Annotated in this window: 13 protein-coding genes; 7 read left to right on the top strand and 6 right to left on the bottom strand. The window is 44.1% G+C overall.

Annotation, left to right across the window (positions count from 1 at the left end):
* Positions 1–159 precede the first annotated feature (159 nt).
* Both murB and murC read right to left on the bottom strand, forming a co-directional pair.
* Positions 160–1,158, bottom strand: coding sequence for a UDP-N-acetylmuramate dehydrogenase (murB, locus tag G1O98_RS02405; protein ID WP_114083710.1), 999 nt, complete (start codon positions 1,156–1,158; stop codon positions 160–162).
* A gap of 124 nt (positions 1,159–1,282) precedes the next feature.
* Complete coding sequence (gene murC, locus G1O98_RS02400; protein WP_163926994.1) at positions 1,283–2,728, bottom strand: UDP-N-acetylmuramate--L-alanine ligase; 1,446 nt, start codon at positions 2,726–2,728, stop codon at positions 1,283–1,285.
* A gap of 403 nt (positions 2,729–3,131) precedes the next feature.
* Between murC and nadD the strand changes: the two genes are divergently transcribed.
* Complete coding sequence (gene nadD / locus G1O98_RS02395) at positions 3,132–3,758, top strand: nicotinate (nicotinamide) nucleotide adenylyltransferase (RefSeq protein ID WP_163926993.1); 627 nt, start codon at positions 3,132–3,134, stop codon at positions 3,756–3,758.
* A 116-nt stretch (positions 3,759–3,874) separates the two neighbouring features.
* The gene (locus G1O98_RS02390) at positions 3,875–4,888 is read left to right on the top strand and encodes a type I glyceraldehyde-3-phosphate dehydrogenase (protein ID WP_163926992.1); all 1,014 of its coding nucleotides are present in this window, start codon (positions 3,875–3,877) and stop codon (positions 4,886–4,888) included.
* 46 nt (positions 4,889–4,934) lie between these two features.
* Here G1O98_RS02390 and thiL read toward each other — a convergent pair whose 3' ends face one another.
* On the bottom strand, positions 4,935–5,957 hold the full coding sequence (gene thiL / locus G1O98_RS02385) for a thiamine-phosphate kinase (protein WP_163926991.1): 1,023 nt from the start codon (positions 5,955–5,957) through the stop codon (positions 4,935–4,937).
* A gap of 89 nt (positions 5,958–6,046) precedes the next feature.
* Here thiL and G1O98_RS02380 point away from each other — a divergent pair, with 89 nt between their 5' ends.
* Positions 6,047–6,628: a Uma2 family endonuclease gene (locus tag G1O98_RS02380; protein ID WP_163926990.1), complete on the top strand. Its 582-nt coding sequence runs from the start codon at positions 6,047–6,049 to the stop codon at positions 6,626–6,628.
* A gap of 54 nt (positions 6,629–6,682) precedes the next feature.
* Here G1O98_RS02380 and G1O98_RS02375 read toward each other — a convergent pair whose 3' ends face one another.
* Complete coding sequence (locus tag G1O98_RS02375) at positions 6,683–7,789, bottom strand: peptidylprolyl isomerase (protein ID WP_163926989.1); 1,107 nt, start codon at positions 7,787–7,789, stop codon at positions 6,683–6,685.
* 249 nt (positions 7,790–8,038) lie between these two features.
* Here G1O98_RS02375 and efp point away from each other — a divergent pair, with 249 nt between their 5' ends.
* From efp to G1O98_RS02360, 3 genes are all read left to right on the top strand, one after another.
* The gene (gene efp / locus G1O98_RS02370; RefSeq protein ID WP_114083704.1) at positions 8,039–8,596 is read left to right on the top strand and encodes an elongation factor P; all 558 of its coding nucleotides are present in this window, start codon (positions 8,039–8,041) and stop codon (positions 8,594–8,596) included.
* Between the two features lie 109 nt (positions 8,597–8,705).
* Entirely contained in the window at positions 8,706–9,263 is a 558-nt protein-coding gene (gene accB / locus G1O98_RS02365; protein ID WP_114083703.1) for an acetyl-CoA carboxylase biotin carboxyl carrier protein, read from the top strand.
* A 75-nt stretch (positions 9,264–9,338) separates the two neighbouring features.
* Positions 9,339–9,686 carry a metalloregulator ArsR/SmtB family transcription factor gene (locus tag G1O98_RS02360; RefSeq protein ID WP_012407243.1) on the top strand — a complete coding sequence of 116 codons (348 nt, stop codon included), beginning with the start codon at positions 9,339–9,341 and terminating at the stop codon, positions 9,684–9,686.
* A 71-nt stretch (positions 9,687–9,757) separates the two neighbouring features.
* Here G1O98_RS02360 and G1O98_RS02355 read toward each other — a convergent pair whose 3' ends face one another.
* On the bottom strand, positions 9,758–10,369 hold the full coding sequence (locus G1O98_RS02355) for a GerMN domain-containing protein (RefSeq protein ID WP_163926988.1): 612 nt from the start codon (positions 10,367–10,369) through the stop codon (positions 9,758–9,760).
* Between the two features lie 352 nt (positions 10,370–10,721).
* Positions 10,722–12,536, bottom strand: coding sequence for a proline--tRNA ligase (locus G1O98_RS02350; protein WP_163926987.1), 1,815 nt, complete (start codon positions 12,534–12,536; stop codon positions 10,722–10,724).
* Positions 12,537–12,751: 215 nt separating this feature from the next.
* Between G1O98_RS02350 and G1O98_RS02345 the strand changes: the two genes are divergently transcribed.
* Complete coding sequence (locus G1O98_RS02345) at positions 12,752–13,321, top strand: Uma2 family endonuclease (protein WP_163926986.1); 570 nt, start codon at positions 12,752–12,754, stop codon at positions 13,319–13,321.
* Positions 13,322–13,339 lie beyond the last annotated feature (18 nt).

The raw sequence follows: 13,339 nt of genomic DNA, 5'->3' as shown, positions 1-13,339 counted from the left end.
GTTGAATAACAAATCAAATTCAATTATAGATGCGGTAAGTAATTTGCCTCTTTTTTTACCAATAATTAATGCATCTGGGAATTGGGCACTGGGCATTGGTTATGACACATATTTACTGATATGCCTAGTTCCCAATCCCCATCCCCGGAATTGAAAGTTTCAGCAAGCACCTTGAAACTCTCCGAGCATTTTGACTTCTGGCTCTAAATTAATAGACCAACGTTCTTGCACCTGATGTTGGATGTGGCGAATGAGACAAAAAATGTCACTAGCTTTGGCTCCACCCCGGTTAACGATGAAATTAGCATGGAGTAGTGCTACTTGCGCTCCACCAATTTGGTAGCCTTTGAGACCAGTTTGTTCAATTAACCAGCCAGCACTATAAGGTTTGGGATTGCGAAACACACTCCCACAACTGGGGAAGTTGTACGGTTGGGTGCTTAAGCGATGCTTTTTGTGTTCTTTGGTGATTGCTACAACTTTTGCTGGGTCTGCACCTGGCGCGAGTTGTAAGGTGGCTTGGGTGACTATGCGATCGCCACCTTGCAATAAGGAAGTCCGATAGCTATAACCTAACTGTTCCGGGGTAAGAGTTTCCAGCGTCCCATTGGGTGAAAGTACCTCGGCACTAACTAACATATCTGCGATACAGCTATTATGTGCCCCTGCATTCATCACCACAGCACCTCCGGCTGTTCCAGGGATGCCAACAGCCCACTCCAATCCTTGCCATCCTAATTCTGCTGCGGCCCATGCCAAACTGGGAATTGATTCTCCGGCAGCAACGGTCAATTGACCAGTTTGGGGGTCAAAGTTGCTGAAGCGGAGGTGACGAGTCGCGATAACTAAGCCTGATATACCGCCATCGCTTACCAGGAGGTTAGAACCTGCTCCCAGTGTTGTCACCTTTAAATCACGTTCTTTTGCGTATTTAAGACTGGCTTGCAGTGCTTCTAAGTTTCGGGGGGCAACATACAAATCAGCTGCTCCTCCAACCCTATAGGAAGTAAAGGCTGACAAGCAAGCCTGGGGCTTGATTGCACAATCAGTATTTGGTAAGTAAATTACTTCACTATCCACCGAATTAGTTGTTTGATGTTTCTTTGTATTCAAAGCAGAAACTGTGCAGACGTTTCCAGCTGCCTGGGAAATGGTCATTTTTACTTTATATTGGTAAAATTTTTACATTAATTTACCGCAAAGATACGGTAATAGAGTTCATAGATGGAACCGTTGCTAGACGGGCGCTTTGCTCAGAAACGAAACTTTGCAAAGTCTCCACTTAAGATGTGGCTTTAGCAGGTTCGCAAAGTGCAGTAATTACTTCAGGAATCACCTGATTCAAGTTCCCAGCTCCTAAAAACAGCGCCAAGTCTCCTGGGCGTAATGTTTTTAACAAGTACTCACGCACTGAGGGTAAAGTTGGTTGATAAACTACCTGGGAATGCTGTTTAGCAATTTCCGCTGCTAGCTGTTCACCAGTAATTTGCCCTAAGTTGGGTTCGCCTGCACTGTAAATATCAGTCAGCACAACCAAATCAGCATGGGTAAAGGACTCGGCAAATTCTTCTAAAAAGGTCAGTGTTCGGCTATAGCGATGGGGTTGGAAGATAGCAACCACTCTTTGTCCTGGTCTTGCCTGTAAACGTGCGGCGGCGAGAGTAACGCGAATCTCGCTAGGATGATGAGCATAGTCATCAATGAAGGTAATACCATCAACTTCACCCCGCAGCTCAAAGCGTCGTCTTGCTCCTTCAAAGGTTGCAATACCTTTGGCAATCGCTCCAAATTCTAAGCCCAAGGCGCGACCAACAGCTACTGCTGCTAGAGCATTGCTGAGATTGTGCCGACTGAGCAGCCGCAACTTCAACACGCCCAAGGCTTTGCCTTTTTCCCAAACTAGAGCCGTGGTGCCATCAGCACGATAATCAATATTAGTAACGGTGTAGTCAGCGTTGGTATCTGAGTGTAAGCTGTAGCTGATTGTGGGTTGTAAGCGATCGCGCACTGTCGCACAGTCAATACTACCTATTAAAGTTTTACAACCCTTAGCAAATGTCTGGAAGATGTCAATTACTTCTTCTAATGTATCGTAATGGTCAGGATGATCAAGTTCAATATTGGTGATGATGCCAATTTCTGGAGCGTGTTTTACCAAAGAACCATCAGATTCGTCTGCTTCGGCTACCAAATATTGGCTTTGTCCCAATCGAGCATTACCTTCCCAAGCATTGACTTCGCCACCTACTAAAATCGTTGGGTCTAGACCTGCTTCCAGAAGCATATAACCAATCATGCTACTGGTTGTAGTTTTGCCGTGTGTTCCTGCCACTGCAATACTGTAGTAATCGGAAATTAAGGCGGCTAGTACATCTGAACGATGCAAAATTGGACAACCTAATTCCAACGCTGCTTTGTATTCTAAATTATTAGTGTTAATTGCTGTTGAACAAATGACTTGAGGTAATTTTGACTTAGTATCAGCAGGTAATTGTTCTTGTGAATTTAATACTTGAGGACGAAAGAATTCGAGATTACTTGCCTCTTGTCTACCAAAAATATGGGCACCGATAGATTCCAATTTGTGCGTCATGTGGTTTGGACGAAGATCCGAACCTGATACTGGAAATTGACGCTTGGCGAGAACGTATGCCAGAGCAGACATACCTATGCCGCCGATGCCAATAAAATGAAATGGTCTACCACTAAAATCTACAGAATTAGTCATTTATTGCTCCTCTTACACCACACCACACCATAATCACAAATGACACGCGTATCATAACAGGAATTTGATTTTTACCGTAACTACTCCTATATCGTATTTATGTTTAATGCCCAGATGTTGTTTCTGGTCTGGTTTTGCGTGTTCAGAATGATTTTACCTTGGTTGGAGGTTTTTACTATTTCTGAACTGTTGTTAAGATTATTCTGAAAATTTTGGCTACATCGGGAAAGAAATTCTTGTAATGTCAAATACATATTTTTGTCTACCTTACTGGAATTGGCTACATAATACATTGTTTAGTGAAACTGATTTGAAATTGCATCAAGTTTAGCCGTGAATTGACTACAATAGTACATTGGTAATGAAACTATTTTTCAATTGCATAAAACCCAGGCATAACTGGATGCAGCAACTAGCAATTTTTGGTGGCACATTTGATCCAATTCACTGGGGACACCTGCTCGTAGCCGAGACAGCAATGCAAGAAGTATCTCTTGAAAAGGTAATTTGGGTGCCATCCCTAAATCCTCCTCATAAAGAAGCAGCTTTGTTTGAGCATCGCGTGGAAATGCTGCAATTAGCCATAAAAGATAACCCAGCGTTTACTGTCTCCCTAGTGGAGGCAAATCACTCTGGGACTTCTTATGCCATTAACACTCTGATTGACTTATCTGCTTGTTACCCAAATACTCACTGGTACTGGATTGTGGGCTTGGATACTTTCCAAACCTTACCTCGTTGGTACCGTGGACACGAACTAGCACAAATGTGTGATTGGTTAATCGCACCCCGACTGCTAGGTGGTGAGACTATAACTCAAAGCAAATTAATCTGCAAGCAAGTGGAGCAACAACTGAGGGAGCAGTCACATACCATTTACTGGCAACTCTTGAATATACCTTTAGTAGGAGTTTCGTCAAGTCTAATTCGCAAATTGTGTCGCGAACGCCAGTCAATTCGTTATTTAGTACCGGAAACGGTCAGATCATATATCACTAACAACAGTTTCTACTCGAACAAATCTGAATAAATTATGTGTTTTTTTATTGATCTAACACTTTATGGTTATAAGTGCCCCCCCCCTTTGCGATATGATTGGGGTCAACGATATCAACATATAAGCATAAATACAGAGGGCAAGACACTGTGATTAGAGTTGCAATCAACGGTTTCGGGCGGATTGGACGTAACTTTGCGCGTTGCTGGGTGGGTAGAGAGAATAGCAAAATTGATCTTGTCGCTATTAATGACACGTCAGACCCTAGAACTAATGCTCACCTGCTGAAGTATGACTCGATGCTAGGTAAGATCAAAGGTGCTGAGATTAGTGCCGATGATAACTCTATCATCGTTAACGGTAAGACCATTAAGTGCGTATCCGATCGCAACCCAGAAAAGTTGCCCTGGAGAGATTGGGGAATTGACCTAATTATCGAAGCAACAGGCGTATTTACTAGCAAAGAAGGAGCGCTAAAGCATGTGAATGCTGGAGCCAAGAAAGTTCTGATTACCGCTCCTGGTAAAAACGAGGATGGCACTTTTGTGGTTGGTGTGAATCATCATGATTATGACCACAACATACACAACATTATCAGTAACGCTAGTTGTACTACCAACTGTTTGGCACCAATTGCCAAGGTGTTGAACGATAAGTTCGGCATCATCAAAGGTACGATGACCACCACCCACAGCTATACAGGCGACCAGCGTTTGCTAGACGCTTCTCACCGGGATTTGCGACGGGCGAGGGCCGCAGCGATAAACATTGTACCCACCTCCACTGGTGCAGCAAAAGCAGTGGCGCTGGTTATCCCAGACCTGAAAGGCAAGCTAAATGGCGTTGCCTTGCGCGTACCAACCCCGAACGTCTCAATGGTAGATTTCGTAGTTCAGGTTGAGAAGCGTACTATTACTGAAGAAGTTAACCAAGCTCTCAAAGATGCTGCTGAAGGCCCACTTAAAGGCATTTTGGACTATAGCGAACTAGAACTGGTATCTTCCGATTATCAAGGTAGCGATGCTTCTTCGATTGTTGATTCTAGCTTGACTTTGGTTATGGGCAATGACTTAGTAAAAGTTATGGCGTGGTATGACAACGAGTGGGGTTACAGCCAACGAGTTTTGGATTTGGCAGAATTGGTCGCTGAGAAGTGGCAATAATTTGTCATTAGTCATTGGTTATTAGTTTTTCACAAAAGACAAAGGACTATTGACTAAAATGCTGAAATCCCTGGCTAAGGCTCAGAACTTGGTCAGGGAATTTTTTTTGTTCGTCGTGCAATAGTACTGTTGATCCGGGTGTAATCTTGCCGACGATCGCAGCACCTTGACCAAGATTTCGTACTAAGGCTAATGCTGACTCTTGTGGCAAGCAAAGCACTAATTCAAAGTCTTCACCACCGTATAGAGCATAAGCTAGTGCTTGCTCTTCTGTTAGCCAATGGTCAAAAGCTGCTGGCATGGAAATTTGTCTGCGTTCTAGGATAGCGCCAACACCACTAGCGCGGCAGATTTGGATAATTGCATCTGCCAAACCATCGCTGCTATCCATACCGGCAATGGGTATGGGAGATGGGGATGCTAAAATTTTCCAGAGGATTGGTAAGACATCTAATCGTGGCTGTGGGCGCTGGTGTGCGCGGATTAGTGCCGTGCGTTCTACATCTTTGAGGTTTTGTCCTGATTGGGGATGTAAAAGCAGTTCTAAGCCAGCTTGGGAGGCTCCATGAACCCCTGTAACAACGATCGCATTTCCCACTACAGCAGCAGAACGGCGGATAATTTGACTAGGGTTAACTTGACCAAAAGCGGTAATTGCCAAAGTTGTCACAGGCGATCGCACCACATCGCCCCCGACAATTGAGGTATTGTATTTTTGCAGGCATTCTGTCATTCCTTGGTATAAGCGTTCTACCCAACTCACCCTAAGTTCACCGGGGAGTCCCAACCCGACAGTGATTCCCAATGGAGAAGCACCCATTGCAGCTAAATCTGATAAATTGGCAGCTGCCGCTCGCCAACCAGCATCTTCTGGGGAAGTGGTGAGGTTGCTAAAATGTACGCCATCAACCAGTACATCTGTAGTCACTACCAAAGATTTGCCTGGTGCAGTTTCAAGTACTGCGGCATCATCACCGATAATTTCTGGAGGACAGAAGCGCTGTAATCTTTCTAAAAGACCTTGTTCGCCAATATCTTTGACTTGTTGAGAAGATAACTCACTGTTCACAATCGGTTTTCCGTGTTGCAAAATTACTAAGAAAACTGATGATTTGCTTTACTGTTTAATATAAAAATATCGTCTAGGGGTCACTTGGGATGGTAACAACACCAGTAACCAGCATCACGTTTGAGGAGTACTTAACTTATGATGATGGCAACGGTTTTCATTACGAACTGGTGGATGGCAAGCTAGAGCTAATGAACCCACCTACTATTGAACATTTTCTGATTGTCGATTTTTTGGATACTGCTTTCAAAGCAGAAATAAAACGTTGTAGCTCACCTTGGCTGTGTTTTCGAGAAAGTGGGGTGAGAACGGGGAGAAATAAATCTAGGTTGACTGATTTGTGTGTGGTGACGCTTGAGCAAGCCAGGGAATTGTTGAATGCCTCAGCAGTATTTCAGTCACCGCCGTTACTAATTGTTGAGGTGGTCAGTCCAGAGTCGGTTAAACGGGATTATCGTCATAAGCGTTCTGAATATGCGGCCTTAGAGGTTTCTGAATATTGGATTGTAGACCCACTGGAAGCAAAAGTTTCAGTGTTACTACTGGAAGATGGATTTTACGAAGAAACAGTTTTTACTGGTACTCAAGAAATTGTATCACGGACTTTTCCAGAATTAGCGATCGCAGTTGATCAAGTATTCAGCGCCGGGAATCTAAATCAGGGGAGTTAGGAGAGACGCGATTAATCGCGTCTGTACAGGAATTATTCTCCCCCTGCTCTCTTCTTATGCTGCTTGCGGTTCAACCAGATTTTCTATTCCTTGAACGACTTTTGCCGATTCAATTTTGTCACCCGCCTTCAGTTTATCCAAAACTTCCTTGCCTTCGGTGAGATAGCCAAAAACGGCATAGCGACCATCTAATAGGTTGCGTCCGGCGGGGGTAAGTTCTGGTTCAAACAAAAAGAAGAAGAATTGCGAAGAACCACCATTCACTTCACTTTCAGGGCGAGCCATGACTACTGCACCAAAAGCAGAAAAAGGTAGAACTGGCATATCAACGTAACGACCAGCTTCTTCTAGCGTAATCCCATAAGTAGGTGCTTTATCACCCTGAACTAGAACTTCTAAGGGAATAGCGCGATATTCGCCCGTCTTGGGATCAATGAAACCTACATCTTTACCTGCGGGATCTCCAGTTTGCAGAAAGTAAGATTCTTCAGAACGGGTAAACTCTAAGCCATTGTAAAAACCCCTCTGCACTAAATCTACAAAATTACCAGCAGTAATAGGGGCGCTATAACCATCTACCACAACGGTCAAATCGCCTTTGTTAGTTTTAAATTCTACCGTGGCACGACCTTTAAGTTGTGGCAGATTACTGTATTGGGCAGGTACTTCAAAGGGGAATTCTTTCACCATTGACTCTTCTATCTGAGTCACAAGATTTAGAAGTTTGCCTCTCTCTTGCAGAATTTGTTCTTTATCTTTGTTCTTCGCCAATTCTTCTAATTTACCCACCCCAGATTTCAACTCGGTAATCCAAGCTTCTGCTTGGGGTTGGCGTTCTGTGGGAACGCTTGTTAAGATTTGGGAGGGTTTATCGAGAATTCGGGATGCTTTGCTGATGTCTTTGGAAATAGCACCCCATCGCCGATTAGCCCGCAGTTGGGCAGAGATGTCCTCTAAACTGGCTTGTAGTTGCCGTACAGGTTTGTTATCTATCGGGAGTGCATACCGCAACAAAGCCTTGCCGTCGGTAATTGCGTTGCCGGCTGGCAGCGCGGCGCTACTGGAGGGAGTCCACCCAGCTGTAGTTATGCCTAAAAATATTGTTACCAGCAGTATTGCCATTAGGCTGTTCTTCAGCCAGGATTTTAATAAGTTAAGCATGGGATAACTCAAATGCAGCATTAAATTGTTGACTGGACGTAACCCATCAATAATCTTCCCACGTTAAGGGCGGAGGATAAATGACAAATACTTCGACAACTCTTGGAGACGCTACGCGTTAGCGAAGCTTTCGCTTTAGCGATACGCTCAGTACAAATGACAAATGATAAATGACTAATGACAAATGCCCAATGACGACTCTAGAAGGGTACAATAAATGCCGATTGTCTTCCAAAATTTGAAAGTTTCATGATCTCCAGTAACGACTTTCGACCCGGTGTTTCAATTGTATTAGATGGGTCTGTATGGCGAGTGCTTGAATTCCTGCACGTCAAACCAGGCAAAGGTTCCGCCTTTGTCCGAACTAAGTTAAAAAATGTCCAAAGTGGGAGCGTGATGGAAAAAACGTTCCGAGCTGGGGAAACTGTGCCCCAAGCTACTTTAGAAAAAAGCACGATGCAGCATACCTATAAAGAGGGCGATGAGTTCGTCTTTATGGATATGGAAACCTACGAAGAAGGCAGATTGACCCGCGCACAAATTGGCGATCGCGTCAAATACCTGAAGGAAGGTATGGAAGCTGAAGTTATTAAGTGGGGCGACCAGGTGCTGGGAGTAGAATTGCCTAAGTCTGTGGTTCTGGAAATTGTACAAACAGATCCAGGCTTAAAAGGTGACACTGCTACCGGTGGCTCAAAACCAGCAACTTTGGAAACCGGTGCAATTGTGATGGTTCCTTTGTTTATTTCCCAAGGAGAACGCATCAAAGTTGATACCCAGGAAGATAAATATATCAGCAGGGAATAACTTTCATCTCTATGGAGATGTTTGCTCCCGATTGAAATCCCTACATCTGGATTTAATCCCTGCCACACTTAAGATGCTAATTTACGGATAGGTCGAGGTAATAAAAACTGTGCCATTGGACTTTAATGAAATCCGCCAACTATTGGCAACTATCGCACAAACAGATATTGCAGAAGTCACGCTCAAAAGCGATGATTTTGAACTAACAGTCCGTAAGGCTGTGAGCGTCAGCAATCAGATGTTGTCGGTAGGTCAAGCAACCTTCGGCGGTGTGGTAGGTTCTGGCTTGACATCGGGTTCATCTGGAGGAAACCAGGTGAACGCGAGTCAGGTAACGGAGGTGTCCACATCTCGCGTGTTTGAGAATACTGGTACTAGCACACAATTGCAGTTGTCAGTAAATGCTCCCTCAATCATTGATCAGAGATTAGTAGAAGTGCCTTCCCCAATGGTAGGAACGTTTTATCGCGCTCCTGCACCTGGGGAAGCGGCATTTGTGGAAGTTGGCGATCGCGTCCGCAAGGGCCAAACCGTCTGTATCATTGAAGCCATGAAGCTGATGAATGAAATCGAAGCCGAAGTCTCTGGACAGGTGATGGAAATTCTTCTCCAAAATGGTGACGCTGTAGAATATGGTCAACCTTTGATGCGAATTAACCCCGATTAAGTATTAATCTATATATCAAATGAGTCATCTGAAATGAGTCATCGTTAAAACTTCAGTCCTTGCGGGTTAATCCTGATGAAACAAACGTTGCCTTTACCGCCAGAAGTGGTGCAACAAGTAGCTGAATACTTCAGCCTGTTAAGTGAGCCGATGCGCTTGCGGCTGCTCCACTTATTACGGGATGAAGAAAAATGCGTGCAAGAGTTGGTAGAGGCAACACAGACTTCTCAGGCAAATGTGTCAAAACACCTGAAGGTAATGTGGCAAGCAGGTATCCTTAGCCGCCGCAGTGAAGGAACTTGCGCCTATTACCGGGTGGAAGATGAAATGATTTTTGATTTGTGTAATCGGGTTTGCGATCGCCTGGCCACAAGGTTAGAGGAGCAAGCCCGTAATTTTCGTGTGTTAAATAGCAAACGTTAGGTCAGTTGTCATTTGTCCTTTGTCATTTGTCCTTTGCTAATGACCAATGACCAATGACCAATGACCAAGAACTAAAGCTGATAATTTTTCTCAAAGCTTTCACGAGTTAGTGGCTGTTGTAACTCTACGCCTTCACCCCCTAAAACATCCAATGGTTTGCCGTTCACGTCAATGTAAACCTTGGCTTTAGGATTTAAACTTGTCGCAGTATAAACAACTTGTCCGACGCGACCCATCATTGATGTGCTACCACCACCACTGGTAAAGTCTTCAGATAAATTAACGTGAACTTCGTCATTGTCTGATTTCAGTCCCAACAGCTTAGTTCCTTTGGGGATAGTTGTGGAATCTGTTCCTTCTGTCGGCCCTGCCAATAAACTTTGGAAAGCTGCTTCTAAAGGCTGGTTGGCTCGTATAGAAGCGACTTTAACAGGTTGGGGAACCAAAGCAACACTTTTGTCTTTTGGTCTGAGCCAATAAACATTAGGGGTTTGCTCGTTAGCTGGCTGCCTAGTTGATGGCTGTGCTGGTTGAGCGATGCGCCCAGAGGGGTTTGACGGTGTGGGAGGATTGCTGGAGTGTGTAGTAAACCAAGCCACACCGCCACCCACCGCTACAACCACTGCTGAAACAGCTGCAATTGCGCCTGAAGAAATACGATTAGATCCTTGTTGGTCTTTCATGTTCAAAACCTTCCTAACTGAGGGCTGATATGGTAGTTATGTGAGGAGCAGCCTGGTTAAAGACGATACTTACAAGTAGAGAGTTTCCCGAAACCTGGAGGAGACTTTATGCCTCAAAAGGCGATTATTTTAATTCTGTAAGTCCCTGGTTCAATTTTAGAATTTCTATTTCTAATCCGTCACCTACCAAATTATGTAAATCTCATTCTTTTTGGAGATGATTGAAGATTAAATTTACAAAGCAGAGGAACGCAAAGTCAAGTATTTATTCCTCTGCGTCCCTTCCCTGCGGGACGCTACGCGAACGTGGAAGCAAGCTACGCGTAGCGTCTCGTAGAGAAGCGCCTATGGTTTAATTTTTTACCTCAATTGCGGCGGTAATCCATTGTTGGAGTGTAGTGGTAACTTCATCAATGACTATTTCTTGAGATTTACGGGTGGCTCTTTCTACAACTTCGACTTTGCCATTAGCGATCGCCCGCCCGGTTACAATTCTGTAAGGGATGCCAATCAAGTCAGCATCTTTAAATTTCACTCCAGCCCGTTCATCGCGGTCATCGAGTAGGGTTTCAATTCCTGCTTGATTGAGTTCTGTGTAAAGTTTTTGAGCGATTTCGACTTGTTGAGCATCCTTAATGTTAGGAATTGTGACGATCGCGTGGTAGGGTGCGATCGCAACTGGCCAAATAATCCCATCTTTATCATAAGATTGCTCTACGGCAGCTTGGGCTAGTCGTGATACGCCTACACCAAAACAACCCATAAATAACGGCTTTTCTTCACCCTGTTCATTGGTATAAGTTGCTCCCATAGCTTGGGAATATTTAGTGCCTAATTGGAAAATGTGACCTGCTTCGATTCCACGGGCGCTTTGTAAGGTTTGTTCTGGGTTATGGATGGCGCGATCGCCTGGTCTTGATTTACGAATATCTACCACTCGTTCTGGTAACTTAAATTGCTCACCCCAATTAGCACCAACTACGTGATAACCAGCTTCATTCGCACCTGTAACAAAGTTTTTTAAATCAACGGCTGTTTGATCCACCAAGCGCAAAAACTTCGGATGGATCTGTTTATTAGCAGCAATATACTCATCTGCGATATCAGGCGCAATGTAGCCTAAAGGTAGAGATTTAGCTGTCCATGTTTGCTGGGCTTCTACATTTGGTACATTCAAACTAATAATAGTTTTAGCGCCATATTCAGAAGCTAATTTAGTCAATTCATTTTGCAACTTGACTTCATTCACTTCCTGATCGCCTCGGATGTTCACCAGAACTAACACCGTTGTACCATTATCATAAACTGTCTGATAAAGGACATTTTTCACCAATTGAGTAGGAGAACAGTTGAGGAGTTGACACACCTTTTCAATCGTTTCTGTTCCAGGTGTATCGCGTTTCTCATAAGTTGTAAACCGTGAGGTTTCGGCATCAATTGGTAAAGAAACAGCCTTTTCTACGTTAGCGGCGTATTTACCATCCTCAGTGTAGAGAACTTCGTCTTCACCAGCTTCCGCCAAAATCATAAATTCTGTGGAACCAGAACCACCAATTGCACCAGAATCAGCTTCCACTGCCCGAAAAGCTAAACCAGAACGCCGTAGGATATTGCTGTACGCTTTATACATATCTTGGTACGTTTCCTTGAGGCTGGCTTCATCGGTATGGAAGGAGTAGCCGTCCTTCATGATAAACTCGCGTCCGCGCATCAAACCAAAGCGGGGACGAATTTCATCGCGGAATTTAGTTTGAATTTGGTAGAGGTGTAGGGGTAACTGGCGATAAGAGCGAATCATATCACGAGCGATCGCTGTGATTACTTCCTCATGAGTTGGGCCTAATCCTAATTGTTGCTCGCGGCGGTCAATTAGGGAAAACATGATCCCCTCAGCTTTGGTGTAAGTGTCCCAGCGTCCCGATTCCTTCCATAAATCAGCAGGTTGTAATTGTGGTAAGAGACATTCTTGTGCGCCTGTAGCGTTCATTTCTTCCCGCACAATCTGGGAAACTTTTTGCAGTACCCGCCACATTAACGGCAAATAAGCATAAAGACCACTACCGATGCGACGAATGTAACCTGCACGGAGTAATAATTTATGACTGGGAATCTCAGCATCAGCTGGATCATCCCGGAGTGTAACGAATAACATTTGTGATAGTCGCATCGTTTATTCCCTTTCCAGAATCTCTAATTTGTTTATAAACCACCTGGCGATTATAAATCGCGGCCACACAAACCCTCATCCGCCTGGGTGCATTCAGAAGGTATCCTAGTTTTTGAACCTGCGAGGTACGCAAAGCGCAAGCGCGATCGGCATCTTACAGCCGTTAAGATATGGCATGATATAATCTTTGCAACTATTTAATCTAGGTCTAGGTTATGAGTCATTTGACATTAAAACTAGACACTGTTCACCTGAGTGACGAACAATTTTATCACTTATGTCAAAATAACCGCGAATTGAAATTTGAACGCACTACCAAGGGAGAATTAATCATCATGTCCCCCGTTGGAGGTGAAAGCGGCAATCGAGAAGCAGATTTAATTATTGATTTGGGAATCTGGAATCGGCAAACTGGCCTTGGATTTACCTTCAGTTCTTCTACTATATTCAAATTACCCAATGGTGCTGACCGTTCCCCAGATGCCGCTTGGATTCAACGAGAACGTTGGCAAGTACTTACACCTGAACAAAGACGTAAATTTCCCCCCATTGCACCCGATTTTGTCATTGAATTAAGGTCAGCAACGGATGATTTGGAAATGTTGCGTTCCAAAATGCAGGAATATATAGATGCAGGCGTGCAATTGGCATGGTTAATTAACCCTCAACAGCAGCAAGTAGAAATTTATCGCCAAAAACAAGATACGGAAGTGCGAAATCTACCCACACAATTATCGGGTGAAAATGTATTGCCAGGATTTAGCTTGAGTCTTTCTTGTTATTAAGTTTGTAAGTGTTGCAAA

Origin of the sequence: Nostoc sp. UIC 10630, assembly GCF_010747425.1 — a bacterium.
Lineage (GTDB): Bacteria > Cyanobacteriota > Cyanobacteriia > Cyanobacteriales > Nostocaceae > Nostoc.
This window is presented reverse-complemented; position numbering and strand designations above follow the sequence as displayed.

Bases quoted from the DNA above. Each gene is read 5' to 3' on its own strand.
- murB (WP_114083710.1), bottom strand. From the start codon at position 1,158: ATGACCATTTCCCAGGCAGCTGGAAACGTCTGCACAGTTTCTGCTTTG.
- murC (WP_163926994.1), bottom strand. From the start codon at position 2,728: ATGACTAATTCTGTAGATTTTAGTGGTAGACCATTTCATTTTATTGGC.
- nadD (WP_163926993.1), top strand. From the start codon at position 3,132: ATGCAGCAACTAGCAATTTTTGGTGGCACATTTGATCCAATTCACTGG.
- G1O98_RS02380 (WP_163926990.1), top strand. From the start codon at position 6,047: ATGGTAACAACACCAGTAACCAGCATCACGTTTGAGGAGTACTTAACT.
- G1O98_RS02375 (WP_163926989.1), bottom strand. From the start codon at position 7,789: ATGCTTAACTTATTAAAATCCTGGCTGAAGAACAGCCTAATGGCAATA.
- efp (WP_114083704.1), top strand. From the start codon at position 8,039: ATGATCTCCAGTAACGACTTTCGACCCGGTGTTTCAATTGTATTAGAT.
- G1O98_RS02360 (WP_012407243.1), top strand. From the start codon at position 9,339: ATGAAACAAACGTTGCCTTTACCGCCAGAAGTGGTGCAACAAGTAGCT.
- G1O98_RS02355 (WP_163926988.1), bottom strand. From the start codon at position 10,369: ATGAAAGACCAACAAGGATCTAATCGTATTTCTTCAGGCGCAATTGCA.
- G1O98_RS02350 (WP_163926987.1), bottom strand. From the start codon at position 12,536: ATGCGACTATCACAAATGTTATTCGTTACACTCCGGGATGATCCAGCT.
- G1O98_RS02345 (WP_163926986.1), top strand. From the start codon at position 12,752: ATGAGTCATTTGACATTAAAACTAGACACTGTTCACCTGAGTGACGAA.